The organism is Methylobacterium sp. 092160098-2 (assembly GCF_028920805.1).
GTDB lineage: Bacteria > Pseudomonadota > Alphaproteobacteria > Rhizobiales > Beijerinckiaceae > Methylobacterium > Methylobacterium fujisawaense.
This window is the reverse complement of sequence record NZ_JAQPZJ010000001.1, coordinates 723,831-749,261: the sequence shown is the minus strand read 5'-3', so window position 1 is coordinate 749,261 and position 25,431 is coordinate 723,831. Positions and strand designations below refer to the sequence as shown.

Below are 25,431 nucleotides of genomic sequence, written 5' to 3'. Positions count from 1 at the left end.
CTCGCCTTGACGCGCGGCCCGTTGCGGTCGTAGCAGCCGGGCATCTTCGGGACGGGACGGGTTCATGACGGCCAAGCGAGCGCTGATCACGGGTGTGACGGGCCAGGACGGCGCGTATCTGGCACAGCTGCTGCTGCAGAAGGGCTACGCCGTCACCGGCATCGTGCGGCGTTCCAGTCATGCCGGCGTGTTCGACCACCGGTTGAAGTGGCTCGGCATCCTCGACGATGTCGAGCTGGTCGACGGCAACCTGCTCGACCTCTCGGCGCTGATGCGCATCGTCCAGGCCGCCAAGCCCGACGAGATCTATAACCTCGCCGCCCAGTCCTTCGTGACCTCGTCGTGGCAGCAGCCGCTTCTCACCGGGCAGGTGACCGGCCTCGGCGCCGCGCACATGCTGGAATGCCTGCGCTCGGTCGCCCCCCAGGCGCGCTACTACCAGGCCTCGACCTCGGAGATGTTCGGCCTGATCCAGGAGGCCAAGCAGAGCGAGTCGACGCCGTTCTACCCGCGCTCGCCCTACGGTGTGGCCAAGCTCTACGCCCACTGGATGACCATCAACTACCGCGAGAGCTTCGGGCTGCACGCCTCGAACGGGATCCTGTTCAACCACGAGAGCCCGCTGCGCGGGGTCGAGTTCGTGACCCGCAAGGTCACGGACGCGGTGGCGCGGATCAAGCTCGGCACGCAGAAGGAGCTGCGGCTCGGCAACATCGACGCCAAGCGCGACTGGGGTCACGCCCGCGACTACGTGCAGGCGATGTGGCTGATGCTGCAGCAGGACCGCCCGGACGATTACGTGATCGCCACCGGCCGGACCACGACGGTGCGGGACATGTGCGCGATCGCGTTCAAGCATGTCGGCCTGACCATGGACGACCACCTTGTCATCGACCCGGCGCTGTTCCGGCCCGCGGAGGTGGAGGTGTTGCTCGGCAACCCCGCCAAGGCGAAGGCGACCTTCGGCTGGGAGGCCGAGACCAGCCTGGAGGCCCTGATCACCGAGATGGTCGACGCCGACATCAAGCGCCTCAGCGCCAACGCCTGAGACGGCCGGGCTCGCCGGAGGCGGGCCCCGGATCCATATGGCGCGCATCCGCAGTCGGAGGAGCGCGCCGTGAAGACCTACCAGCTCTACATCGACGGGCAATTCGTCGATCCGGTCGAGGGCTCGTGGTTCGAGTCCATCGATCCCTATCGTGGTGAGCCCTGGGCCCGGATCCCGCGTGCCGGGCGGGCCGATGTCGACCGGGCAGTGGCCGCCGCCAAGCGCGCCATGTGGGAGGGCCCCTGGGCCACCATGACGGCCACCGCGCGCGGCAAGGTGCTGCGCCGGATCGGCGACCTCGTGGAGCGCGAAGCGAAGGCTCTCGCCGAGGTCGAGGTCCGCGACAACGGCAAGCTGTTCGCCGAGATGTACGGCCAGACCCGCTACCAGCCGGAATGGTGGTGGTACTATGCGGGGCTGGCCGACAAGGTCGAGGGCGCCCAGGTGCCGATCGACAAGCCCGAGACCTTCGCGTTCACCCGGCACGAGCCGGTGGGCGTGGTCGGGGCGCTGACGGCGTGGAACTCGCCGCTCCTGTTCGTGGCCTGGAAATGCGCGCCCGCGCTCGCGGCCGCCTGCGCGGTCGTGGTGAAGCCCTCCGAGTTCGCCTCAGCCAGCACGCTGGAATTCGCCCGGCTCACCAAGGAGGCCGGCCTGCCCGACGGGATGTTCAACGTCATCACCGGCTTCGGCGGCGAGGCCGGCAGCGCGATCGTCGAGCATCCGGACGTTGCCAAGATCACTTTCACGGGCTCTGACGTGACCGGCGCGAAGGTCTACGAAGCGGCCGCGCGCCAGATCAAGCGCGTCTCCCTGGAACTCGGCGGCAAGTCGCCCAACATCGTCTTCGCCGATGCCGACCTGAAGGCCGCCGCCGCGGGCGCGATCTCGGGCATCTTCGCGGCCACCGGGCAGACCTGCATCGCCGGCTCGCGCCTGCTGGTTCAGAACAGCATCCGCCAGGAATTCACCGACCGACTGATCGAACTCGCCCGAACCGCCAAGCTCGGCGACCCGATGCAGGCGGACACCAATATCGGGCCGATCACCACGCCGCCGCAATACACGAAGGTGCTCGACTACATCGCGCTGGCCAAGAGCGAAGGGGCCCGCTGCGTCTTCGGCGGCAATCCCGCCTCCGGTCCCGGCGTGCTCGGCGGCCAGTTCGTCGAGCCGACGATTTTCACCGGCGTCACCAACGACATGCGCATCGCCCAGGAGGAGGTGTTCGGCCCGGTCCTGTCGATCATCGGCTTCGAGGACGAGGCCGAGGCGCTCCGGCTCGGCAACGACGTGATCTACGGGCTCGCCGCCGGCGTTTGGACGCAGGATATCGGCCGCGCGATGCGGATGTCGAAGGGGCTGCGGGCCGGCACCGTCTGGGTGAACACCTACCGGGCGGTGAGCTACATGATGCCGTTCGGCGGCATGAAGCGCTCCGGCATCGGCCGCGAGAGCGGCATCGAGTCGATCCGCGAGTTCCTGGAGACCAAGAGCGTCTGGATCTCGACCAGCCGCGACGCGCCGGAGAACCCCTTCGTCATGCGGTGATGGCAGCGGCCGCGCCGTCGCAGATCGCGGCGGCGCGGCCGGCCCTCAGGGTCGCTGGCCGGTCGCGGATGTCGCGCGGTCGGGCGGCAGGGCGAGGGATGCCAGGATGAAGCCCATGAAGAAGAGGAAATACTGGTTGACCGACAGCTCCTCGAACATCAGCGACGGGATGAGGAACAGGGCGCTGTAGGTCAGAAACGGCCCGAAGGCGGCGGGCGCCAGCAGGATCCGGCCCAGGCCGGAGAGGAGCAGCAGCGCCACCGCGATGCCGCTCTGAAGCGCCAGCGAGACGAAGCCGTTATGCGGCGTCACGAGGCCGGTCAGCGCCTGAAGTTCCTCCCGCCTGGCGACCTCGCCGACGCCGAACGGGTATTCAACGACGAGCTGGAGCGCGGTCACGCCCGACAGGAACCGCTCGTCGAAATTGCCCGTGACGTTGCGATCCTCGGCAAAGCGCCGCTCGATCGCCTGGGACAGGGTTCCCGGCAGAGGGATCTCCCCCGTCACCGCCCAGGCCACGAGCAGAAGACCGAGCACACCGAACACGGCCAGCACGGCGGGCGCCTTGAGGTTCCGCCGCATCAGCAGGCCGAGGAACAGCAGCGGCATGAACAGGCCGGCGCGGTTGTTGGTGAAGGGGAAGCTCGCCAGCAGGGCCGCGAAATAGGCGAGATAGATCGCCTTCAGGCGATAGCGCAGGCTGAGCACCAGGGCCGCCGCCCCGCCCAGGGCGAAGACATGGCCGGTCTCGTTTCCCGAGGCCCAGAGGCCACCCTGCTTGTCCTGCACGAACAGCTTCAATTCCTCGTCGAGCCCGTCCGTGGGGACCGCGAGCCCGAACTTTTCGAGCTGCAGGCCCGAAGCGGCGAGCAGCAGCACGGCGAGGGAGGCGAGCAGGCCGGCGAGCAGGCCGACGCAGAACGCGTCCTCGACGCGCCGGTCGCGGAACATGACCAGCAGGATGAACGCCTGGACCACGTAGAGCAGGAGGACGAGGGTCAGGTAGACGTCGCCGGCCTGCTTGTGCGCCTTCAGCACCAGCGAGGCCGCGACGAGCGCCAGGATGCCGGCGAGCGGCGCGGCCTGACGTAAAGCTTCCGCGATGACGGCGCGGCGCAGCCCGAGCCAGGGGATGAGCAAAAACGGGAGAAGGTCGGACAGGCGCTGAAACGGCAGCCCGAAAGTCGAGGTCAACACGTTGAAGTTCAGGGCCGCGCCGAGTAGGAACACCGCGACGCGATCCGCCAGCAGGGACGCGGCCGGCGCACCTGTTCCGATGGGCACCGCCTGTCCCGTCATGGTCCCGCACCGTCTGAACGCGCACCCGCCGCCGATGAGCCGTCTCCGCCGGCCGCGACCTTCGGCGGACAATGTCGTCCAGAAAGGTTGGCGGAGGGTGCAGATCAGGCGGCGCGACGCAGAAAGAAGCCGAGCGCCGTGCGGAGCGTGTCCCGCATGAGGAACCAGGCGAGACCCAGATAGGCCACGATTCCGGTGCCGATTGCCGCGAAGAGGCCGACCCGATCCCCGAGGGCGGCGTCGAGCGGGCTCTGGACGAGCAACACGAGCCCGGCCATCGCGCCGGCACAGAGCGTGATCGGCGTCAGGATCCGGACGAGGCGCCCATTCGTCACCGGGACGATGCGCCCGGCACTGGCGACGATCGCGGGCGAGAACAGGTAGGCCCGCACCACGTGCCCGGCGACGAGGGCCGCGAGGCCGAAGGGCGCGGTCACGACGGCCGCCACGGCGCCGAGGCCGAACTGCGCACCCGCGAGCCGCAGGGCCATGCCGTTCCGCCCCAGCGCCGTGAAGATCATCCACAGCATCGAGGTGGCGACGAATTCGGGGGCCAGGAACGCCAGCATCCGGAGCACCGGCGCCGCGTCGTGCCACTGATCGCCGAACAGGAAGGGGATGAGGGTCGGGGCCACGGCCGCCATGCCGAAGAAGGCGGGCACCGCCAGGAAGGACGAGGCCTCGGTGAAGCCATAGAAGGCCGTCGCCAGCTCGCCCGGCCGATCCTGCAGGCGCGCGTAGGTGGTCAATCCGACCGTGGTCAGCGGGATGACCGCCACTTGGCTCACGAGGTCGATGCAGCGCCACGCGAGGCGCAGGTAGCCGACATCGGCCGCGGACAGGAAATAGGCGGCGATCACCTCCTGGCTCCGGATCGAGGCGACGAGCAGCAGGTAGGTGCAGAACAGCCGCGAGCCGAACGCGATCTGCTCGCGCACGGAGGCAAGGTGCAGCCGCAGCGGCGGAATCCAGCGGGCCGCGACCCAGGTGAGGAGCGTGGTCGCCGTCGCGGCGACGAGGCGCTGAACCACGAGGCTCCAGACACCGTAGCCGTCGAGGGCCAGCACGAGGGCGACGGCGCCGCCGAGGATGTTGGCGCCCAGCGCCCGCAGGGCGAGCTTGCGGAAGCCGAAGCTTCGCTGGAGCCGCGCCTCGTGGATCGCGCCCGCGGCCGTGATGACGAAACAGGCGGACAGCGCGCACAGGACCGGTTGCAGCGCCGGAAGCTCGAAGATCCAGGCGATCGGCCCGGACAATGCGACCAGCCCCACGGCACAGAGGGCGCCGGTGGCGAGCATGACCCAGAAGGCGGTGGCGGCGAAGTCCTCGTCGAGGTCTGCCCGCTGGACGACCGCGTCGGGCAGGCCGCAGCGGGCGACGATCTGCAGGATGTCGATGAAGACGGCGGCGATCGCCACCATCCCGAACTCGGCGGGTCCGATCAGCCGGGCGAGCACGAGGAACACCCCGAAGCTCAGGACGACGTTGCCGACGGACGCGACCGCCACCCAGCGCGCGGCGTCGAACGAGCGGCGCGTCACCTCCGCGCCGGAGGCGAGCCCAGGCTCCTCTTCGGCAGCGGCGGCTTCCGAAAGCACCGGCGCGGCGGCGCTCACGGGCGGGTCGCCCGGCGCTCGGCGACGAGTTCGGCATAGAGGTCGAGATACTTCTCGGCGACGCGCTCGGACGTCGACTCGCGGATCACGTGCTGGAAGGCGCGCTCGTCCGGGAGGTCTTTGCGCCCCCGGGCGATCACGCTTCGTAGCCGCGCCGCGAGATCGGCATCGTCGCCCGGCGTGAACAGCCATTCGGCGTTGTCCTCACCAACCAGCTCGGGGATCCCGCCCGAGGCTGCGCCGATCACCGGAACGCCCATCGTGTAGGCCTCGTAGATCGTCCGCGGCGAAGGCTCGGCCCAGAACGAGGGCACGATGAGCACGTCGATGGCGCTGAGGAAGTCGGCGGGCTTGGCCCATCCGACGAACTCGATGGGGAGGCCCTCGGCCTGCGCGGTGAAACGCGCGATGGAGTCGTCCATCGCCTGGCCGGCGACGAGGCAGCGCCAGTCGCCGGGGCCGATCCGGCGGAAGGCGTCGATCATCGTGCCGACCCCCTTCTCGGTGTTGATCCGACCGAGATAGCCGAAGGTCATCGGCCGGTCCGTCCGGTCGATCTGCCGCCGCGCCGCGGGATCCCCATCCGGGACCGTGCAGGAATAGAAGATCACCCGGCGCCGCTCGGGCGCGAGATGCGCGAACAGGCCGTGATCGACATGGGTCTTGAGGATCTCGGTGCCGACGGAGACGACCGCGTCCACAGACCGGTTGGTGATCTGCTTGGCGGCGTTCACGACCTTGCATCCCAGATGCCAGCGGTCGCACGGCTTGCCGTCCCGGAACATGGCGGCGTTGCCGCAGATCAGGTCGTACTCGCAGACCGTGTGGACGATCGGGATCCCGCGCTTGGCCGCCTCGCGCCAGACCAGGGTCGAGACGTCGAGCAGCGAGTGCGTGTTGACGATGTCGGGCCGGAAATCGTCGAGGACGCGGCCGAACTCGGCCGCGACGGCGAAATTCCATTGCTGCTTGAGCTTGGCCCAGGCGCGGCCGAACCGGGTCGCCTTGGGCCAGTCCTCCAGCCAGAAATCGTTGTGGTGCGCCATGCGGTAGACGGTGACGCCGCCGCGTACGCTCTTGGGCTCCGGCTCCCGGGCGATGCAGGCCGCTGCCACCGTGTGGCCGGCGGCGACCAGTTCCTCGGCGAGGTGCTCCACCGAGCGCTCGGCGCCGCCCACGATGTAGGGCGGATAGAGGGCACTGAGGTGCAGGATCCGCAAGGGGCCGGTCACCGCGCGTGCGGCGCCCTGATCGCTCGGCCGGTCCTGGCCCTGGGAGCGCGGCTCCTCGGTGAGGATCCGGGCATAGGTCGAGGGCAGGGTCGGGGTCATCATGGACGGCACTCGCTGAGGTGCGGGCGCTCCGCGCGCGCGGAAAGCTCGAGAGGCAGTTCGGGGCGGGCCGCGTCGCGGGTCGCGGCGTAGAGGTCGAGATAGGCGGCCGCGACGACGACCGGGTCGGTGCCGGCGCGGATGCGGGCGGCGCGGGCGAGCCCCTCTGCGAGGCGGGCGGGCTCCGCGACGATCCGGGCCATCGCGGCGGCGAGTGCCGGGGCATCGCCCGGTGGCACCAGCCACGGCCCCGGTCCGACCTGCTCGCCGATGCCGCCGCTTGCGGTTCCGATCACCGGGACGCCGCGCCCGTAGGCTTCCGCCACCGTCCGGCCGAAGGGTTCGGGCCAGATCGGGGGGACGACGAGGCAGTCGATGCCATCCAGGAAGGCGTCGCGCTCCGCGTAGCCCAGGAAGGTCGCGGGCAGGCCCTCGGCCCGGGCGCGGTAGCGGTCGAGCCCGTCCACGGCGCGGCCGGCAACGGAGAGGCTCCAGCCTGCCCGCGGCAGGCTCCGGCAGGCTTCGAGGAGCGTGTCGAAGCCTTTGGCGGCCTCGATCCGACCCAGATAGCCGAACCGAACCGGCGCCCCCGGAACCCGCGGACGCCGTGCCGGCGGCAGGCCGGGCGGGATCGGATTCCAGATCACCCGGCGAAGCGCCGGCGGCACGTCGTTGAAGAAGCCGGCATCGAGATGACGCTCGAGGATGTCTGAGCCCACGGCGGCCAGAGCCGTCACGGCGCGCTGACAGCGCCGGTGGATCCCACCGTAGAGGCGGCATTTGAGATGCTGACCGTCACAAGGCCGGCCGTCCCGCACCATCGCGCCGTTGGTGCAGAGACTGGTGAAGTCGTGGAGCGTGTGCACGATCGGCAGTCCGAGCTGCCGAAGCATCGGCCAGAGCGCCGGCGGCAGCTCGGAGATCGAGTGCGTGTTCACGAGATCGGGTTCGAAATCCCGGACCGCCGCCGCCATCCGGTCGAGCGTGGGTCGGTTCCACTGCGCGGCGAGCTTGTAGCGAAGGCGGTCGAGCCGCCCGCGTTCAGGCCAGTCGAGGATGTGGAAGGGCGTTCCGTGCCCGGTCCGATAGACGGTGACGCCGTCCTGAAGGACCGGCTCGCCCTGCGCCCGTGCCGCGCAGACGACGGCAACGTCATGGCCGAGGCCCGCCTGGGTCCGGGCGAGTGTCTCGACCATCAGTTCGGCGCCCCCGACCTGCTCGGGCGGATAGAGCGAGCTAAGGTGCAGGATGCGCATGCGGCACCTCCCGAGCGGGGCGCGCCGGAGCGCCGTCCCGGAGCGCGTCGAGCAGCAGGCCCTCGTAGCGGCGGGCGGTTTCGGCCCAGTCGTAGCGACGGACATTGTCGCGGCCGCGCCCGATCAGCGTGGCCCGGAGCCCCGGCTCGTCGAGCAGGCGGCGCAGGCCCATGGTCAGCGCCGCAGCGTCGGCGGGATCGAAGGTCAGGGCACCGGCTCCGGCGATCTCGGGCGTCGCGGAGCGGTCCGAGCAGAGAACCGGGCAGTCGAGGGCCTGCGCCTCCAGCACGGGCAGGCAGAACCCCTCGGCGAAGGACGGGACACACAGGCACAAGGCCGCGCGGTAGAGGCCCGCCAGCTGGTCGTCGTCGATCCGCGACAGGCGCGTCAGCGGCACCGGGGCGCCGCCGAGCGAGGCGGCGATCGCCTCGTCGGGATCCTCGCCCACGTGCACGATCCCGATCCCCGGCCGGCCGAGCCCGACCACGGCGCGGGCGAGGGTCGCGAAGTTCTTGTTGTACAGGGCGTTGCCGACCGCCAGCACGAAGGGCCCGGCCGGGATTCCGGCCCGGGGCCCGTCGCGCGTGGGATCCAGCAACGCCGCGGAGGGCACGGTCTGCGCCCGTCCGCGAAGCCGGGGATAATGGTGCTCCAGATCGCGCCGGGTCGCCTCGGACACGGTGATCACCCGTGCGCTGTTGCCCAGCACCAGCCGGAAGATCGGATCGGTGGTCAGGGCCTCGCGGGAGCGGATGCGCTCGGGCAGCGTGCGGAAATAGAGATCGTGCACGACGCTCACCCGCGCGCGACCGCCGAAGGCCGCACCGTAGGGGTCGGCGTTCAGCACCACGTCGATGTCCAGGGCCCGGCACAGCCGCGGGACCACGAGGCTCTGGCGCAGGACGTCGAGCAGCATGATCCGCGGCCGCGGCACCGTCACGACCTCGACACGGTCGCGGATCGCCGCCGGCAGCTGGTCGCGGCGCCAGGGAGAGCGGAGCACCACCGTGAAGGTGCCGCGCGCGATCAGGCCGGCGATCACCCGGAAGGCGACGAGGGCGACGCCCGACGGCCGACCGGCATGCTGGCTCGGCATGTTGACGAGGACGCGCGGCATTGCGGTTCTGACGGCTCCGGGCGAGAGGGGAGGGATTGCCGGCCTGTCAGGCGCGGCCGGCGACCTGGAGGATGATGTCGGCGAGCGCGCGCTGCATCCGGTCCGCTCCGTAGCGGGACAGTGCCCGTTCCCGGGCGAGATCGGTTCGCGGCGCGAAGGCGTCGGGATTGTCGAGCAGCTCCGACAGGGCGGCCGCCAAACGGTCCGGTCGCCGTGGCGGCACCAGCGTTCCGGCCGCGCCGCCGTCGAGAATCTCCGCAGAGGCACCCGCATCCGTGGCGACCACCGGCACGCCGACGCGCATCGCCTCGACGAGGGTGCGGCCGAACGGTTCCGGATCGACCGAGGGGTGCACGACCACGTCGACCGCCTGCATCAGTCGGGGGACGTCGTCGCGCTGGCCGAGGAACGTGATCCGGTCCGACAGCCGGTACTTGGCCACAAGGTCCCTCAGATGCGCCGCGTAGGCATCCTCGCCGAAGAGCGGCGCCCCCACCACGATGCAGTGGAAGCCGGGCAGGCGCGCGAGCGCCTCGATCAGCACGTCCTGTCCCTTCCAGGGCGCGATGCGGCTGAACACGCCCACGAGCGGACCCGCCGGCAGGCCGAGTTCCGCGCGCAGCGCCGCGGCGGGCCGGGGGTCGCGGTCGAGGTCGAGGCCGTTCGGCACGATACGGATCAGGGATCGACGTCCCCCGCCCTGAACGAAGGCCCGCGCTGCGGCTTCGGACGGCACGATCACCCGGGTCGCGCAGAGATTGGCGAGGCACACCTGGGCGATGCGCTGGGCCCGCCCGAAATGCGCGCTGTCGAGGATGTCGTGCAGGTGCCAGACCAGGGGGCGTCCGACGCAGCGCGCGGCGAAGGCAGACAGCAGGAAAGCCTTCTGCGAATTCGCGTAGACGACGTCGCAGGCGCGCGCCGCCCGCGCGATCTCCAGGGCCAGGGCGCCGAGCCGGCCCAGCACCGGAAGGGCGCTCAGGGGCGAGGCATCCCGCCGGAGAGCCGCCAGGGAGGTCCGACGCCGTGCAAGACGGATCTCCAGACCCTGCCCGCGCAGGGCGTCGGTGAGGGCGCCGTCCTCGAACAGGAAGGCGGTCGAACCCGCCCATGGCTGGACGGCGTCGCGGAGCACCAGTTCCGCTCCCGACATCGTGCCGGTGTGGCTGACGAACAGAACGCTGGGACGCGCGGCGATCCCGGACCGGGCGGCCAAAACCCGGTCGATGGAGCCACGCTCCGGAAGCGTCGCGGCGGGAAGGACGTCTGTCATCGGGCGCCCGCGGCCGTGCGTGGATCGGGCAGGGGCATGACATCGTAGGTCGGCTGAGTGCCCGGCCGGACCATCGTCATCGCGATTCCGAGCACGTGTCCGCCGGCGCGGCGCAGGTTCGCCACGGTCTCGACGGTGTCGGAGAGCTGCGAGCGGCCGTAGCGGGCGCAGCAGAGCACGCCGTCGACGTGGCGGGCGAGCGTCGGCGCGTCCATCAGAAGGCTGGTGGGCGGCGTATCGAGAAGGACAAGGTCGTAGCGGCGGCTCCAGTCGAGAAAGCCCGCCATCCGGTCGCTCATCAGAAGCTCGGTTGAGTCGGCCGTCGGCGTCCCCGCCGGGATGACGTCGAAGCGCCCGGCCGGGACCACGGCCTCGGCCGGGTCGATCTCGCCGCGGAGCACGCCGCCGAGGCCCGGCCCGCGGCCGAGCCCGAGCGACGCCTCGAAATTCGGGCGCCGCAGGTCGCACTCGACGACGAGGACCCGTCGCCCGCCGGCGGCGCCGATCCCGGCCAGCGCGAAGGCCGTGAACGACTTGCCCTCGCGCGGCTTCGCCGAGGTCACCAGGATGACGCGGGACTTGCCGGAGCCTGCGAGGACGAGATGGGCGTGCAGGTTGCGCAGGACGTTCTGCATCACCGGATCGACCCGCGCCCGCGCCAGGGCCTCCGGGAGTTCGAGCGCCCGCTGACGCTCGGAGAAGCGTCCCACCAGCCCGGCTGGCTCCAGGCTGGGCAGCTGCGCGAAGACCGGGGCGCCGGTGCCGGCCATGAGCTGCGCGGAGCTGCGCACCCGTCGGTCGGTGTAGTCGCGCAGCAGCGCGGCAGCGGCGGCGAGGACGCCCGCGAGCACGAAGCCGCCCGCCAGGAACGGCACGGCCTTCGGCGAGAACGGCTCCTGGGGCAGCTCGGCGAGGCTGACCAGCCGCGTGCTGCCGGTGAGGATGCGCCGCTCGGTCTCCAGCTCGCCCGCCCGCTTCACCAGATCGGCGTAGCGGGTGCGCTTGATCTCCGCGTTGCGGACCATGCCCTCGATCGAGGCCTCGTCATCCATGGCGGCGGCGGCGTCGGTCTTGGCGGTTTCGAGCTGGGCGCGCAGCGACTTGGCGAGGGCGTTCGACGCCTCGTAGGACTTGCGCAAGCCCTTCGCCACGTTGCCGACCTCCTGCTCGATCCGCGTGCGCAGGCTCGCCTGCTCGGTCTCGAGCGCCCGGATGACCGGGTGGCTCGCCCCGAGCAGCGTGCTCTGGTTGGCAAGCTGCGCGCTGACGCCGCTGAGTTGCTGCTTCAGTGATACGACGGTCTGACTGGCCAGCACCGCCGGGGCACTGTCGGCGCCGCGAGCGCCCTTGTTCTCGATCTCGCTGAGACGCGCGGCGGCATCCGCCTTGGCCGTCTCCGCAGCGGCAAGCTGCTGGCTGATGCTGGTCAGTCGCTCGGCGCTGATCGGGGCCGTCGAGCCCTTCAGCAGGCCCTTGCGACGGCGGAAGGTCTGGATCCGGGTCTCGTCCGCGCGGATCGATGCATCGAGCTGGCTGATCTCGGCATGCAGCCAGTCGGCGGCCGCCTTCCGGCTCGAGGCCTGCGTCTCGCGCTGATCCTCCAGGAAGGCGTTGATCAGGCCGTTGGCCATCGTCTGCGCCGTCTCGGGCAGCGGCGACTTGTAACCGATGGTGATAATGCGCGAGCGGCCCGAACTCAGGACCGTGTAGCGTTTCTGAAGATACTCCACGAGAGCGTTGCGATCCGTCGTGAGCTTCGTACAGGCCGCTTCCTTCTTGGCGCTGATCTCGTCGGGATGCCCGCGGGTCGCCGCAGAGCGGCACTCGGCCATGACGGCCGCGATCAGGCCGTCGTCGATCGCGAGACGCAGCAGCCGGGGCGAGCGGATCACCAGGATCTGGCTCTCGATATCGGCCGGATCGCCAATCTTCTGGATCCAGGCCATGGAGGCGTTGTTCGCCCCGGGCTCCGCTTCGGCGACGATCACCGAGCCGCTCGCCACGTATTGCGGCTGGATCATCAGCAGGGCGGTTACGGCGAGGCCGAGGATCCCGACGAACACCGCTGCGAACAGGTAGCGGCGATGCCAGATCCGGGAGAGGGCGGCGGCCAGCGGGCCGCCGCGCACCGGCTCCTGGGGGAGGGCGCGGACCGGCGCCCGGTCGGCCAGATCGACAGTCAGGAAGGACATGCGGCGCGTCCTCAGCCGACGGCTTCGAGCCGCGGCAGGATCCGCGGGCGCGTCTCGCAGGCGGCTTGATGGAGAGCCATCTGCTGACCGACGAAGCTCGCGAAGCGGCTTCGGAACAGCTCGGCCGAGAACATCTCGGCCTGCGCCCAGCAGGCCTCCCGGGTGAACAGGCTTTCCTGCTGCAGGAACCGGCCCACGCAATCGGCGATGGCCTGCGGCTCCGGCGTGTCGAAGAACATCCCGGTGCGCTGCGGGCCGCGGACCTGAACCGTCTCGCGGGCGCCGCCGCGGCCCAGCGCGAGGACCGGCGTGCCCTCCGACGTGGCCTCGACCACGATGATCCCAAAATCCTCCTCGGCCGCGAAGATGAAGGCCCGGGCCGTGGCCATGAGGCGCCGCAATTCCCCGTCGGAGACGAAGCCGGAGAACGACACGTTGGGCCCGGCGATCTCCCGCAGCCGTGCCGCATCCGGCCCGGTGCCCGCCACCACGAGTTCGAGATCGGGAAGCAGGGCGAAGGCGCGGATCACGGCCTCGACGTTCTTGTAGGGGACGAGCCGGCTGGCCACGAGGAAGCGGTTGCCGCGCGGCCCGTCGTAGCGCTGGCTCGGCAGATTGATGGGCGGGTGGATGACCTCGGCGGTGCGGCCGTAGACCTTGTGGATGCGCCGGGCGACGAAGGCGGAATTGGCCACGATCGCGTTGGGTCCGGCCGCGGTGCGGAAGTCCCAGACCCGCATCCGGTGCAGGATGAGCCGGGCGAGCAGGCTCTTCATCCCGGCGTCGCAGCCGCTCTCCCTCAGGTAGGTATGCTGCATGTCCCAGGCGTAGCGCATGGGCGAGTGAATGTAGGAGACGTGCAGCTGGTCGGGTCCGGTCAGGACGCCCTTGGCCACCGCGTAGCTGCTGGAGATGACGAGATCGTAGGCCGAGAGGTCGAACTGTTCGATCGCGAGCGGCATCAGGGGCAGGTAGTTGCGGTGCCGCGTCCGCGCGAAGGGCATGCGCTGGATGAAACTTGTCCGCGCCTGCGTGTAGCCCAGCCGCTCCCGATCCTCTTCGGACAGGAAATCGAAGAGCGCGAAGACATCCGCGTCGGGATAGATCCGCAGCAGCTGCTCGAGGACACGCTCGGCGCCACCGACGATATACAACCAGTCGTGAACAATCGCGACACGCATCACAGCTTCCTCGTCGGCACGCCAGACGCGGGACCAATCAATACTGTCCTGCCGCCCCCGCCTGTGACAGCGAGCAAAGGCGCGCTGGAAAGAGTAATGGAGACATCGGCCCTAAAAAAGGGGTCACCGCCTCGACAACAGTTGGAAATAGGCCCTGTTCAGATGTGTAATACCGAGTGTAAACTTAATTTTTATGAATTAGTAACGTTAATTATCGGCATTCTCTGCACGGTCAGCGCGTGGCTTCGGTCTATGCACTGGCAGCGCAAGCCGGTCGCGGCCTGCGCCGCGGAGATCCTGCGTGGCGCAGGCTACGAGGCGATCGGCGTCGGCTGAGAGGCAGGACGCGTCCGTCGATGGAGCCGGTGTCGCAGGCCGGCGATCAGAGGGGTCTCGACATATCGGAACAGCACCTCACCCGCGGCCACAGATGCCGGAAACGCGATGGCGAAGATGAGAGCGGCACGCGCGTATCCGGGGGCGACGAGGAGCGCTGCGAGCTTGGCGGCGCTGTGAAGCAGCAGGTTGTGGACCAGGTAGAACGAGTAGCTGGCATTGCCTTGCGAGAGCAGCCAGCGCGATTTCAGCGCGACGCCGCCCTGCTCCAGAAGCAGCATCGCGCCGACGACAAGGACCGCCGCGGAGCCCCAGACCAGCGGCCGGGCGAATCCAGACAATTCGGGGCTGGCGTCGAGCAGCGTGGTGGCGATCTGGCCGCCGAGGACGAGCAGCGCCGCCGCGGACAGGGCGGCACAGGCTAAGCGCCTGACCGGGAAGCCCGCGGGCGGGATGCCGAGGCGCAGATAGGCGTAGCCCAGGCCGATGCCGGCGGCGAACTCGATGATGATCGGCTTCGTGTAGTAGGCCCAGTACAGGCCCGAGGCGGGCAGAAGTCCGAGCAGGATCAACGCGAGGAAGATTGCGGCCGCGCCCAGCGCCCGGACGGCGGGCTTCGGCACCAGCAGCAGGCCCGCGAAGATCACGTAAAAAAACACTTCGTAGTTGAGCGTCCAGCCGACGGAATTCAGAGGCTCGATGAAGCCTCCGCGGGAAAACGGCAGGAACAGCAACGACTGGATGAGGTAGTCCGGCCGGACCTCCATGACCCCGATGGGCTTCAGGCCGGTCAGCGCGATGAGCGCGAGGCCGATCGTGACGAGCCAGTAGACCGGGACGACGCGCGACGCCCGGCGGAGCAGGAACCCACCGGGGCTCTCACGGCGGCCGCTGGTGCTCACGAACATGATGAACCCGGACAGGACGAAGAAGACGTCCACGCCGAAGGCGCCGAAGGCCAGGAGATCCGGTCGCGGCAAAACCGGTCCGATATACAGGCCGTAATGCGTGAGGAAGACAAGGTATGACGCGACGGCACGCAGAATTTGAAGATTGTCGATCATCGCGCGCCGGCTGATGCCTGGGGCTCCGCCCGGGACAGGCGAAGCCGCAACCTTATGGCCACGATGGCCCCGCCACGTCACGACGAGTCCCGAATCGTCCTAAATGGCTCCTCATCCCGGATTGACGTCACGCCGCGTATTTAAGCGCGTAAGTTGCTGAATCCGCGAATTGGCGGGAGAGGCGATCGCGAAATAAAGAGCCGGAAAGTGATCGTAAAGGTAGCGGCGGCCAATATAGCGCTCGGGCCGCGTGAGCTGCCTGAATACGCCGCGCGCATCCCCGTATCGCAACACGCACACGGCTATTTACTATTAATCAATAGATAATTTGACGGCGGACCGATCCGTTCAATAGCGTCGTTATGACTGGAATAGGGAGTTCCGCCTTGAACATCGCTCAGGATATCCGTGAGATCCTAGGATCGAACGAAGCCTTCGCCGGCAAGGCCGACCAGCTCTCCGAGGATGACAGCCTGTTCGATCGCGGGCTGGATTCGTTCGGCTCGGTGCAGCTGATGTTGGCGCTGGAGGAGCGCTTCAACATCGAGTTCCCCGATGAACTCCTGAACCGCAAGTCGTTCTCGTCCATCCGCGCGATTCGCGAGGCCGTCTCCACGCTGATCCAGCAGGAAGCCGCATGAGCACGTTTGCCGCGCGCGCCGAGCGGGTGGCGGCGGTGGCGGCGCGTCACGCCGACGCCGTCGATCGCGAAGGCCGCTTCCCCGAAGAGGCGGTGGCGGCGCTGAAGGCCGAGCGCCTCCTCGGTCTTCAGATCCCGGGGCAGTTTGGCGGCGAGGGGGCTGGGCTCGTCCAGATCGCCGAGCTGTGCAGCACGCTCGGCCAGGCCTGCAGCGCGGCCGCGATGGTGTTCGCGATGCACCACATCAAGGTGTCGAGCCTCGTGACCCACGGGCTCGACAGCCCGTGGCATGGCCGCCTGATGGAGCGGATCGCCCGCGAGCAATTGCTGGTCGCCTCCTCGACCACCGAAGCCGGCATCGGCGGCGACCTGCGCAACAGCCTCTGCGCCGTGGAGACCACCGGTGAGGTCTTCGCCCTCGGCAAGGACGCGTCGGTGATCTCCTACGGCGCCCGGGCCGATCTGATCCTCGCCACGGCCCGGCGCCATCCGGACGCGGCGACGTCCGATCAGGTCCTCGTCGCGCTGATGGCCGATCAGATCTCCCTGGTGCGCACGGGGGATTGGGACACCCTCGGGATGCGCGGGACGTGCAGCGACGGCTTCCGCCTGGAGGCCCGGAACGTCCCGGTCGAGCAGATCCTGCCGAAGCCGTTCGCGGAGATCGCCGCCCAGTCGATGCTGGCCTCGTCGCACTTGCTGTGGAGCAGCGTGTGGTACGGGATCGCGACCTACGCGGTGGACCGCGCCCGCGCCTTCGTGCAGGCCGAGGCCCGACGGCGGCCCGGGCAGGTCCCGCCCACGGCCCTGAGGCTGGCCGAGGTCTCCAACGCCCACCAGGCCATGCGGGGCACCATCGTGTCGGCCCTGCGCCGCTTCGAGGATGCGCACGGGGACGCCGACACGATCGGCTCCGTCGGCTTCTGCGTGATGCTGAACAACCTCAAGGTCACCGTCTCCGACATGGCGGTCGAGATCGTGCGGGGTGCGCTCGCGATCGTCGGTCTCGCCGGATACAGGAACGACACGCCCTTCAGCCTGGGACGGCCGCTGCGCGACGTCCTCTCCGCACCGCTGATGATCGGCAACGATCGCATCCTCGCCAACACCGCCAAGCTCCTGCTCGTGCAGAAGGGCAGCGGCCAGCTCATGAGTGCGTGATGGAATCGATCTCCTCTCCCGCCGGCGACGTCCTCCCTGAGGACGAGCCGGCCGGCGGTCCGACGTTCCTCGACCGCCTGTTCGACCACGGGCTGCTGGTCCGGACCGGCGTCGACGGCCTCTACGGCCGCAGCGGCGGCTTCGAGAGCGTCGTCGACGCCCTCGACCGGATCATCACGCGTCTCGGCGCCGCCGAGGGGGCCGAGGTGCTGCGCTTCCCGCCCGCGATGAGCCGGTCGGCCTTCGAGCGCAGCGGGTACCTCAAGGGGTTCCCGAACCTCGCCGGCACCGTCCACAGCTTCTGCGGCGACGCCCGCGGCCATGCCGAGATCCTCGCCTGTCTGGAGGCCGGGACCGACTGGACCGGCCAGCAGGAGGCCACCGACGTCGTCCTGACGCCCGCGGCCTGCTACCCGGTCTATCCGGTGGCTGCCGCCCGGGGGGCGCTGCCCGCCGCGGGCCGCCTCTTCGACCTGCAATCCTATTGCTTCAGGCGCGAGCCCTCGCTGGAGCCGACCCGGATGCAGCTCTTCCGCATGCGCGAATACGTGCGCATGGGCAGTCCCGATCAAGTTCTGGCCTTCCGCGAGTCGTGGCTCGAACGCGGCACGGCGATGATGCACGACCTCGGTCTTCCGCTCGCCATCGACGCGGCCAACGACCCGTTTTTCGGACGCGCCGGCCGGATGCTCGCCAACAACCAGCGGGCGCAGGGCCTCAAGTTCGAACTGAACGTCCCGGTCAACAGCGTCGACAAGCCGACCGCCTGTCTCAGCTTCAACTATCACCAGGACCATTTCGGCAGCACCTGGGACCTGCATCAGGCGGATGGCACGGTCGCCCATACGGCCTGCGTCGGCTTCGGCCTGGAGCGGATCACCCTGGCGCTGTTGCGCCACCACGGGCTCGATCTCGCCGCCTGGCCTGAGGCCGTCCGCGCCGAGCTGTGGGGTTGAGGCGGTGACCGCCGCTCTGCGCCGGCCGGAGGGTCTCGGAGCCGCGGGACCCTACGTCCAGCACCCGCTCCACGGGTCCGGCCGCGATTGGCCGGAGACGAACTGCTACGTCGACCTCTGGATCGAGCTCCTGCACGGACGCGGCCTCGTGCCCGAGGCGATGCTGGGCTTCACCCTGCGGCAGGATTTCGAGGGCGACCAGTTCACCTTCTTCAAGCCGCCGCCCGGCGACATCGAGCGGCTCTACGGGCTGGAGGTGCTGGAACTCGCGGTCTACGGGGGCCTTGAGGCCCATGCCGTGCGTCAGGCGGAGGCCGGCCGCCCGGTGCTGGTCGAAGTCGACGCGATCTATCTGCCCGATACCCAGGGGACGACCTACGGCCGGGACCACGCCAAGACCACGATCGGTATCCTGGCCCTCGACCCGGTGACCCAGGAACTCGATTATCTTCACAATGCCGGGCGCTTCCGGCTGTCGGGGGCGGATTATGCCGGGATCTTTGCGCCGGCGCTGCTGCCGCCCTACGCCGAGTTCGTGAAGTCGGTCGCCTCGCCCCTGAGTTCCGCGGACCTGCCGGGGGCCGCCCGCGCGCTGCTCGTCCGGCATCGCGCCCGGGCGCCCCGCCGCAATCCTGTCCTGGCGTTCCGCGACGCATTGGCGGCGACGGCCGGGGATCTGGTGTGCCGGCCGCTCAGCGTGTTCCACGCCTACGCCTTCAATACGACGCGCCAGCTCGGCGCCAATTTCGAGATGCTCGCCAGTCATCTCTCGTGGCTCGAGGCGCGGGATGCCGGTGGGTTCGCGCCAGCGGCCGCGGCCGCCGCGGATGTGAGCCGCGAGGCGAAGGCCTTCCAGTTCCAGCTTGCCCGCGCCTTCCACCGTCGCTCGGCCGAAGGACTGGCACTGCGTCTCGACCGCCTCGCGGCGACCTACGACCGCGTCTTCGCCGACCTCGACCGCGCGCTGGACCGCTGAGAGCCGCGATGGCCCGCATCCGCTGCGTCGACGAGCGTGCGCCGGAGGTCCAGTTCGGGCCCTGGATGCTCGCCGTCACGCCGCCGGGCGCCTGTGCGGGCCCCGCTGACCTCGACGCCGTGACCGGCTGGATCCCCGCCACCGTTCCGGGCACCGCCGCCGCCGCCCTGCGGGCCGCCGGGCGCTGGAGCGAGGCCGCGCCGGAGCCGATCCACGATCGCGATGTCTGGTACCGGTCGCGCATCGCCGGGGCGGGCCCGGCTCGGCTTCGATTCGAAGGGCTCGCCACCCTGGCCGAGGTCTGGCTCGACGGCGCGCCGATCCTCCGCGCCCGCTCCATGTTCGAGGCGCACACCGTCGATGTCGAGCTCGGCGGCGTCTCCGAGCTGGCGCTCTGCTTCCGTGCGCTCCGGGAGGAACTCGACCGACCGGCCAAGCGCGGGCGCTGGCGGCCCCGGATGATCACGCCCGGATCGCTGCGCCATGTGCGAACCAGCGTCCTCGGCTTCATGCCGGGCTGGTGCCCGGAGATCGACCACGTCGGCCCCTTCCGACCGCTGATTGTCGGGCCGGTCCGACCCCGCATGGCGGCCGCGGATGTGCGTTCGACCCTCGAAGGCGACATCGGCCACCTGGCCGTGCGCCTGCGAATCGACGGGCGGACCGACTCGGTCATCCTCGCGTGCGGCGGGGGTGAGGCTTCTCTGACCGAGGTCGAGCCGGGCCTGTTCGCAGGCGCGCTGGCGCTTCCCGGCATCGCGCCCTGGTGGCCGCACACCCACGGCGTGCCGAACCTCTACCCGGTCGAGGTGCGCGTCGACGGCGCACGCTTCGACCTCGGCCGCGTCGGCTTCCGAAGCCTGACGCTCACCCGTCCGTTCGAGGACGGCCTGTCGCTGGCGGTGAACGGCGTGCCGGTCTTCTGCCGGGGCGCCGTCTGGACGCCGCCGGATCTCGTCGGGCTGGGCTCCGACGGGACCCGAACGCTGCTCATGCGCGCCCGTGAGGCCGGCATGAACATGCTGCGCGTCCCGGGCACGACGCTCTATCCGGATTCCGACTTCTACAATCTGTGCGACGAATTCGGCATTCTGGTCTGGCAGGACCTGATGCTCGCCAATTTCGACTATCCGCACGCGGACCCGGCTTTCGCGTCCCAACTCGACCGCGAGCTGACGGGGTTTCTCGAGCGGACGCAGACCGCGCCGTCGCTCTGCGTGCTGTGCGGGGGCAGCGAAGTCTGGCAGCAGGCGGCGATGCTCGGCGCGCCCCGGGCCGTCTGGGCCGACACCTTCTGCGCGACGACTTTGCCGGCGCGCGCGGCGGATCTGCGACCCGATCTCATCGTCGTGCCAAACTCGCCCTCCGGCGGCGACTTGCCCTTCTCGCCGCGCGGGGGCTGCACCCACTATTTTGGCGTCGGCGCCTATCGACGGCCCTTGGAGGATGCCCGCCGGGCAGAACCTGGCTTCGCCAGCGAATGCCTCGCCTTCGCCAATCCGCCCGAACCCGGCACGCCGGGACCGACCGGACCGGCCGATCCGCTCTGGCCGGCCGGCATCCCTCGGGACCGGGGGGCCGACTGGGACTTCGAGACGGTGCGCGACCATTATGTCGCCCTGCTCTACGGCGTCGATCCGGCGGCGCTGCGCGCCGAAGATCCGGACCGCTACCTCGAACTCGGCCGTGCTGCGGTGGCCGAGGTGATGGAGGCGACCTTCGCGGAGTGGCGCCGTCCGCGCTCGCCGACAGCCGGCGGCCTCGTCCTGATGCTGCGCGACCTCGGACCCGGCGCCGGCTGGGGCGTCATCGACTGGACGCAGAGGCCGAAATCGGCCTGGTATGCGCTGAAGCGCGCCTTCCGTCCGGTCCAGGTCCTTCTCACCGACGAGGGCCTCGACGGCCTTCACGTTCACGTCCTCAACGAGACGGCAGCGGCCCAGGACCTGACGCTGACGCTGACCCTGTGCGATGTCGGGGGGCGGATCGCAGCGCGGGCTGAGCGGGTCCTTACGGCCGGCCCGCGGGCGGCCCTCACGCTTTCTTCCGCCGCCGTTCTCGGCCGATTCTTCGACACCACGGACAGCTACCGGTTTGGGCCACGGATCCACGATCTCGCGCATGCCCGGCTGAGCGATGCCGACGGCCGCGTGATCGCCGAGAGCTTCCACTTCCCTGGCCTGCGACCAGTCCTCCGTGAGGCTGTCGGCCTGCGGGCCGAACCGGTCGCGACCGGGGAGGGTCCGGGTCTGCGGATCAGCACCGCGCGCTTCGCCTGCAGCGTCCAAGTACAAGCCTCCGGAGTGTGGCCGGTCGAGAGCGGATTCCATCTCGCGCCGGGATCGAGCCGGATCGTCGCCTTCGCGGACGCCGCCCGGCTGCCGCGCGGGAGCGTGCGGGCGATCAACAGCAGCGAGATCGTGGAATTCGGTCATGACGCCTGAGGTCGAGTCCGACGCCGCGGTGCCGGTGACGTTCGATGGTCTGTTCGGGTGGCTTCATCCGGCCGCCGGACGGCGCGGCGTCGTCCTCTGCGGGACCTGCGGTTTCGAGCAGATGGCCGCGCACAGACCCTGGCGTTCGCTGGCCGAAGGCCTCGCCGCGGCGGGCTGCCCGACCTTGCGCTTCGACTACCCGGGGGAGGGCGACTCGGCCGATCCCGAAGCCGCACGGGTCCTGGCCTGCGTCGCGGCGATCCGGCGAGCCGTCCAGTTCCTGCGCGTGACGGCGGGCGTGACGGAGATCGTCCTCATCGGTCTGCGCCTGGGCGCCACCTTCGCGGCCCTGGCGGCCCAGGATGAGGCCGTGGAAGGCTTCGTGCTGCTGGCACCGGTCACGACCGGGCGCGCCTATCTGCGCGAGATGCGGCTGCGGGCGCAGACCATCGGGCGCCTGCCGGACGGGTCGGTCCCACCACAGGAGGCCGACAGCCTCACCGTCGGTGGCTTCCGGATGGAAACGGTTGTCCTCAGTGAGCTCGCCACCCTCAACCTCGAACGTCTCGAACGGGCGCCGGCGCGGCGCGCGCTGCTCCTGGCACCCGAGACTAGGACCCTGGCCGCCCGCCTCGAAACCCTCGGCTCCACGGTCGCGACAGGGCCGTTCCCGGGTCTCGCCGCACTCGTCGGCGACCCGATCTTCTCCGATGTCCCGGCGGCGGATTTCGCGCGCGTCATCGCCTTCGCGACCGCGGGCGCGGGAGACAGCGGCCTGACGCGCAGCGGAACGGCCGTCGGCGCCCTGGCTTCGCCGCATCTGACCGGGTCGGGCTGGGAGGAGGAGCCGGTGCGGTTCGCCCGGGGCCTGTTCGGCATCCGGTGCCGTCCGGACCGGGCCGACGCGAATGCGCCCACGATCGTGTTCGTCTCCACCGGCATGAGCGTGCATTCCGGATGGGGACGCCAGACCACCGATCTCGCCCGGCGTCTCGCCGCCGAGGGAATCGGCTCGTTTCGGTTCGATCAGCGGGGCATCGGCGACAGCGCCGATCGAGCGGACGGCCGCAAGCCGCTCTTCGCGGCGGACGGATTCGCCGATGTGATCTCGGCCGTCGACCAGATCGCCGGCACGGGCGGCCCGATCCTGCTTGTCGGCGGCTGCAGCGGCGCTTACGCGGCCTTGCACGCCCTCTGCCGGGACAGCCGGGTGGACGGGGCCCTCCTGCTCAACCTCTACTGTTTCGACTGGGATCCGGATCAGGACCTCGACCAGGTTATCCGGCAAACCTTCGGGAGCGCCTCCACCTACGCGGCCCTGCTCAAGCGGGGCGCGACGTGGCGCCGGCTGATCCGCGGCGAGATTCGGATCGGCGCGATCGCCGCGGTGCTGGCCCGGCGCGGGATCGATGCCGCGTTCCGCCGGATGCGCCGGGCCATACGCCCCGGGCCGCCCGGCGGATCACCCGCCCGGCGGATCGCGGCCCTTCGCCGCCGGGGTGGCGAGATCCGCCTGCTCTACAGTGCCGGCGATCCCGGTCTTGCGGCGCTCCGCCGCCACCTGGGACGCTCGCCCGGGAAGGCGGACCGCCGCCTCGGCGCGCCCGTGACGGTCGTTCCGGGCGTGGACCACAATTTCGGATCCCGTGAGGCCCAGGCCCGGCTCGCCGAGGCTCTGCACGACCTTCTGCAGGCGGTGCAAAGGTCGAAGGCGACGCGCTCCGGCACGGCGGTTTCCGCAAAGCCCGGCCGTGTCCTCACCCTGGCGGGCCGGACATGACACGGCTCACGCGCCGTTCGGCGCTCGCCCTGGCAGCGGGATCCCTCGCGACGGGCACCTTCGCGACAGGTACCTTGGCGGCAGGGCGTGCCACGGCGGCGGAGCCGCTGCATCGGTGCGAGGCGCTGATCGATTCCATCGGCGTGAACGTGCATCTCGGCCATCGTGGCAGCCCGTATGTCGAGCGCTTTGCGGCCTGCATTGAAGCCCTCGACGATCTCGGCGTCCGCCATCTGCGCGACGATATCGTGCTCACCGGCGACGAGCCGGCTGGACAATTCGAACGGATCGCGGATCTGGCCGGCCGGGGCTACCGCTTCAGCCTGATCTTCTATGACGGGCTCTCGCCGGGGCCGCGGGTAGCGCCGGAGCGCTTCGCCGAGATCGCAGGCTGGGCTGGCGCGGGACTCGTCGTGGCGGAAGGCGGCAACGAGCCCCCGGTAGGAACGCGGCCCGGTTTGGCGGAGCAGTCGGCCGCGCACCAAGCCGCCCTGTTCCGCGTCGTGCGGGCGGATGCCCGGGCCGGAACCGTCCGGGTCGCCGGGCCGAGCTACATCCAGGGCAACGTCGCAGCGGCGCAGAATCTTGCGGCCGTGATCGATTTCGCGAACATCCACGCCTATCCCGGCGCGGAGCCCCCGGAAACCGATGGCGCCGGCAGCCTCGCCCGCTTCATGGCGGCATCCCGTCCGGTCTTCGGCGATGCTCCGGTGTTGGCCACCGAGAATGGTTACCACACGGCGCTTGCCACCGGCAGCGCCCATCTGCCGATCTCGGCCGGTCTCCGGGCCCGGTACCTTCCGCGGATGCTGCTCTGGAGCTATCTGCAGGGGGTACGCCGCACCTACCTCTACGAGCTGATCGCCAGCTTCGATCGCGGCGACGCCGACCCCGAAAGCCATTTCGGCCTCCTCGCTCACGACGGCCGGCCGACCCCCGCCTTCCGGGCGGTTCGCAGCCTCGTCCGACTGTTCGGAGCGAATGCCGGCACGGTCGCCGCCGTTGCGGCCGATCGCGACGTCACATTGTCCTCTGCAGTGCCCGATCTCGTCTTCGCACGGTTCGCACGACAGGACGGGGCGACGCTCATTCCGATCTGGCTCGGTCTCGACGGCTGGGATCGGCGCAACCGGATCCCGCTTCCGGATGCGCCGGCGCGTCCCGCCGAGATCCGTCTGTCGCGCCGGCCGCGGCAAGTCAGGCTGCATCGCTTCGAAGACGACGGATCGGTCACCGTCGCGAACCTTCCGGCGGACAGGCGCGTGCCGGTCCAAGTCACCGACCGCCTCGGCGTGATCGAGCTGACGTAGACTACATCCTGCCGGGCCCGGGACCGGCCCGCAGACCGACACACGCCCCCCTCCGACGTTCGCGGAAATCGATCCCATGCTGAGCTATCTGGGCGATAAGATCGTCGGTCTGACCCTCGCAGTTCTGAATGTGCTTGCGCCCTTCGAGGTGCATGTGACCAAGGGGGTGGCCTACGCGGACGGGATCGAGCACCGCGCCGACATCTATCGGTCGGCCGCGCGGGGAGCGCGTCCGGTCGTTGTCTTCCTCTATGGCGGGGGATGGCGGACCGGGTCCAAGGATGAGGTCGCGTATGTCGGCGCCGCCTTCGCGCGGCGGGGCTTCGTTGCCGTGATCCCGGACTACCGCCACGTTCCGGCTGTCGGACTGTCAGACATCCTGGCGGACAATGCCGCCGCGGTCGCCTGGACCATCGCCCACGCGGCCGAATATGGCGGCGACTCAAGGCGTGTCGTGGTCGTAGGCCATTCCTCCGGCGCGTGGGCCGCCGCCATGCTGGGTCTCGATCCAACATGGCTGGAGCAGGCCGGCTCAAGCCCAGCGAAGCTCGCCGGCATTGTCGGATTGGCGGGCCCCTATGCGAGCGCGGCGCTGATGGAGCCGTTGGATCGTGAGGTCTTCGTCGGCAGCGATCCCACTCTGCAGCCGATCAATCATGCTTCGGACAGGCATCCTGCGATGCTGCTGGCCGCGGGCGCGGCCGATCTCGACGTCAACCCGGCCGGGACCCTGGCGCTCGACGGAGCCATGCGGGCCTTCGCCGGCGATGAGACTATGAAGATCTATCCCGGCCTGGGCCATGGCCAGATCGTTCATGCCCTCAGCTTTCCGTTCAGTCTCCGGTTCCCGGTCGCCGACGACGTCGCGCGATTCATCAAAGGGGCCCATGCCGGGCCGTGATGCGCCCG

20 protein-coding genes are annotated in these 25,431 nt (G+C 70.0%); 11 read left to right on the top strand and 9 right to left on the bottom strand.

All coding sequences use genetic code 11. The annotated features are described in order from the left end of the window. The first annotated feature begins 64 nt into the window (after positions 1 to 64). Positions 65 to 1,048, top strand: a complete 984-nt coding sequence (gmd, locus tag PQI07_RS03340) for a GDP-mannose 4,6-dehydratase (protein ID WP_043350641.1) — start codon at positions 65 to 67, stop codon at positions 1,046 to 1,048. A 69-nt stretch (positions 1,049 to 1,117) separates the two neighbouring features. Beyond that, the gene (locus PQI07_RS03335; RefSeq protein WP_274926042.1) at positions 1,118 to 2,599 is read left to right on the top strand and encodes an aldehyde dehydrogenase; all 1,482 of its coding nucleotides are present in this window, start codon (positions 1,118 to 1,120) and stop codon (positions 2,597 to 2,599) included. A 45-nt stretch (positions 2,600 to 2,644) separates the two neighbouring features. On the opposite strand, the gene PQI07_RS03330 is transcribed toward PQI07_RS03335, so the two are convergent. The 8 genes from PQI07_RS03330 to PQI07_RS03295 all read right to left on the bottom strand — a co-directional run bounded on the left by PQI07_RS03330 (position 2,645) and on the right by PQI07_RS03295 (position 13,864). Continuing rightward, positions 2,645 to 3,883 (bottom strand): O-antigen ligase family protein, encoded by a 1,239-nt coding sequence (locus tag PQI07_RS03330; RefSeq protein ID WP_274926041.1) that lies wholly within the window; start codon positions 3,881 to 3,883, stop codon positions 2,645 to 2,647. Between the two features lie 119 nt (positions 3,884 to 4,002). After that, positions 4,003 to 5,514, bottom strand: coding sequence for a lipopolysaccharide biosynthesis protein (locus tag PQI07_RS03325; RefSeq protein WP_274926040.1), 1,512 nt, complete (start codon positions 5,512 to 5,514; stop codon positions 4,003 to 4,005). Beyond that, a complete protein-coding gene (locus PQI07_RS03320; RefSeq protein ID WP_043382296.1) occupies positions 5,511 to 6,734 on the bottom strand; it encodes a glycosyltransferase family 4 protein in 1,224 nt (407 codons plus the stop codon). Before PQI07_RS03320 ends, PQI07_RS03325 begins: the two co-directional genes overlap by 4 nt. Positions 6,735 to 6,844: 110 nt before the next feature. Further along, entirely contained in the window at positions 6,845 to 8,101 is a 1,257-nt protein-coding gene (locus PQI07_RS03315; RefSeq protein WP_274926038.1) for a glycosyltransferase family 4 protein, read from the bottom strand. Beyond that, entirely contained in the window at positions 8,082 to 9,218 is a 1,137-nt protein-coding gene (locus PQI07_RS03310; protein ID WP_274926037.1) for a glycosyltransferase family 4 protein, read from the bottom strand. The genes PQI07_RS03315 and PQI07_RS03310 overlap by 20 nt, the downstream gene beginning before the upstream one ends. A gap of 46 nt (positions 9,219 to 9,264) precedes the next feature. Beyond that, positions 9,265 to 10,491: a glycosyltransferase family 4 protein gene (locus tag PQI07_RS03305; protein ID WP_274926036.1), complete on the bottom strand. Its 1,227-nt coding sequence runs from the start codon at positions 10,489 to 10,491 to the stop codon at positions 9,265 to 9,267. Next, complete coding sequence (locus PQI07_RS03300) at positions 10,488 to 12,683, bottom strand: GumC family protein (RefSeq protein ID WP_274926035.1); 2,196 nt, start codon at positions 12,681 to 12,683, stop codon at positions 10,488 to 10,490. Before PQI07_RS03300 ends, PQI07_RS03305 begins: the two co-directional genes overlap by 4 nt. Before the next feature lie 11 nt (positions 12,684 to 12,694). Continuing rightward, positions 12,695 to 13,864, bottom strand: a complete 1,170-nt coding sequence (locus PQI07_RS03295; protein ID WP_274926034.1) for a glycosyltransferase — start codon at positions 13,862 to 13,864, stop codon at positions 12,695 to 12,697. Here PQI07_RS03295 and PQI07_RS03290 point away from each other — a divergent pair. After that, positions 13,844 to 14,200: a hypothetical protein gene (locus tag PQI07_RS03290; protein WP_148311211.1), complete on the top strand. Its 357-nt coding sequence runs from the start codon at positions 13,844 to 13,846 to the stop codon at positions 14,198 to 14,200. The genes PQI07_RS03295 and PQI07_RS03290 overlap by 21 nt on opposite strands. On the opposite strand, the gene PQI07_RS03285 is transcribed toward PQI07_RS03290, so the two are convergent. Beyond that, a complete protein-coding gene (locus PQI07_RS03285) occupies positions 14,176 to 15,264 on the bottom strand; it encodes an acyltransferase family protein (RefSeq protein WP_274926033.1) in 1,089 nt (362 codons plus the stop codon). The genes PQI07_RS03290 and PQI07_RS03285 overlap by 25 nt on opposite strands. A gap of 386 nt (positions 15,265 to 15,650) precedes the next feature. Between PQI07_RS03285 and PQI07_RS03280 the strand changes: the two genes are divergently transcribed. From PQI07_RS03280 to PQI07_RS03245, 8 genes are all read left to right on the top strand, one after another. After that, positions 15,651 to 15,905: an acyl carrier protein gene (locus PQI07_RS03280; protein ID WP_043353394.1), complete on the top strand. Its 255-nt coding sequence runs from the start codon at positions 15,651 to 15,653 to the stop codon at positions 15,903 to 15,905. After that, positions 15,902 to 17,065 carry an acyl-CoA dehydrogenase family protein gene (locus PQI07_RS03275; RefSeq protein ID WP_043353391.1) on the top strand — a complete coding sequence of 388 codons (1,164 nt, stop codon included), beginning with the start codon at positions 15,902 to 15,904 and terminating at the stop codon, positions 17,063 to 17,065. Before PQI07_RS03280 ends, PQI07_RS03275 begins: the two co-directional genes overlap by 4 nt. Continuing rightward, positions 17,065 to 18,021, top strand: coding sequence for an amino acid--[acyl-carrier-protein] ligase (locus PQI07_RS03270; protein ID WP_274926032.1), 957 nt, complete (start codon positions 17,065 to 17,067; stop codon positions 18,019 to 18,021). The genes PQI07_RS03275 and PQI07_RS03270 overlap by 1 nt, the downstream gene beginning before the upstream one ends. Before the next feature lie 4 nt (positions 18,022 to 18,025). Beyond that, positions 18,026 to 18,997, top strand: coding sequence for a DUF1839 family protein (locus PQI07_RS03265; RefSeq protein ID WP_043755094.1), 972 nt, complete (start codon positions 18,026 to 18,028; stop codon positions 18,995 to 18,997). 8 nt (positions 18,998 to 19,005) lie between these two features. Beyond that, positions 19,006 to 21,441 carry a glycosyl hydrolase 2 galactose-binding domain-containing protein gene (locus PQI07_RS03260; RefSeq protein ID WP_274926031.1) on the top strand — a complete coding sequence of 812 codons (2,436 nt, stop codon included), beginning with the start codon at positions 19,006 to 19,008 and terminating at the stop codon, positions 21,439 to 21,441. Beyond that, on the top strand, positions 21,431 to 23,212 hold the full coding sequence (locus tag PQI07_RS03255) for an alpha/beta fold hydrolase (RefSeq protein ID WP_274926030.1): 1,782 nt from the start codon (positions 21,431 to 21,433) through the stop codon (positions 23,210 to 23,212). The genes PQI07_RS03260 and PQI07_RS03255 overlap by 11 nt, the downstream gene beginning before the upstream one ends. Next, the gene (locus PQI07_RS03250) at positions 23,209 to 24,522 is read left to right on the top strand and encodes a glycoside hydrolase 5 family protein (RefSeq protein ID WP_274926029.1); all 1,314 of its coding nucleotides are present in this window, start codon (positions 23,209 to 23,211) and stop codon (positions 24,520 to 24,522) included. Before PQI07_RS03255 ends, PQI07_RS03250 begins: the two co-directional genes overlap by 4 nt. Positions 24,523 to 24,598: 76 nt before the next feature. Further along, the gene (locus PQI07_RS03245) at positions 24,599 to 25,423 is read left to right on the top strand and encodes an alpha/beta hydrolase (protein WP_053608979.1); all 825 of its coding nucleotides are present in this window, start codon (positions 24,599 to 24,601) and stop codon (positions 25,421 to 25,423) included. Positions 25,424 to 25,431: the final 8 nt, after the last annotated feature.

Bases quoted from the DNA above. Each gene is read 5' to 3' on its own strand.
- gmd (WP_043350641.1), top strand. From the start codon at position 65: ATGACGGCCAAGCGAGCGCTGATCACGGGTGTGACGGGCCAGGACGGC.
- PQI07_RS03315 (WP_274926038.1), bottom strand. From the start codon at position 8,101: ATGCGCATCCTGCACCTTAGCTCGCTCTATCCGCCCGAGCAGGTCGGG.
- PQI07_RS03310 (WP_274926037.1), bottom strand. From the start codon at position 9,218: ATGCCGCGCGTCCTCGTCAACATGCCGAGCCAGCATGCCGGTCGGCCG.
- PQI07_RS03305 (WP_274926036.1), bottom strand. From the start codon at position 10,491: ATGACAGACGTCCTTCCCGCCGCGACGCTTCCGGAGCGTGGCTCCATC.
- PQI07_RS03300 (WP_274926035.1), bottom strand. From the start codon at position 12,683: ATGTCCTTCCTGACTGTCGATCTGGCCGACCGGGCGCCGGTCCGCGCC.
- PQI07_RS03295 (WP_274926034.1), bottom strand. From the start codon at position 13,864: ATGCGTGTCGCGATTGTTCACGACTGGTTGTATATCGTCGGTGGCGCC.
- PQI07_RS03285 (WP_274926033.1), bottom strand. From the start codon at position 15,264: ATGATCGACAATCTTCAAATTCTGCGTGCCGTCGCGTCATACCTTGTC.
- PQI07_RS03275 (WP_043353391.1), top strand. From the start codon at position 15,902: ATGAGCACGTTTGCCGCGCGCGCCGAGCGGGTGGCGGCGGTGGCGGCG.
- PQI07_RS03270 (WP_274926032.1), top strand. From the start codon at position 17,065: ATGGAATCGATCTCCTCTCCCGCCGGCGACGTCCTCCCTGAGGACGAG.
- PQI07_RS03260 (WP_274926031.1), top strand. From the start codon at position 19,006: ATGGCCCGCATCCGCTGCGTCGACGAGCGTGCGCCGGAGGTCCAGTTC.
- PQI07_RS03255 (WP_274926030.1), top strand. From the start codon at position 21,431: ATGACGCCTGAGGTCGAGTCCGACGCCGCGGTGCCGGTGACGTTCGAT.
- PQI07_RS03250 (WP_274926029.1), top strand. From the start codon at position 23,209: ATGACACGGCTCACGCGCCGTTCGGCGCTCGCCCTGGCAGCGGGATCC.
- PQI07_RS03245 (WP_053608979.1), top strand. From the start codon at position 24,599: ATGCTGAGCTATCTGGGCGATAAGATCGTCGGTCTGACCCTCGCAGTT.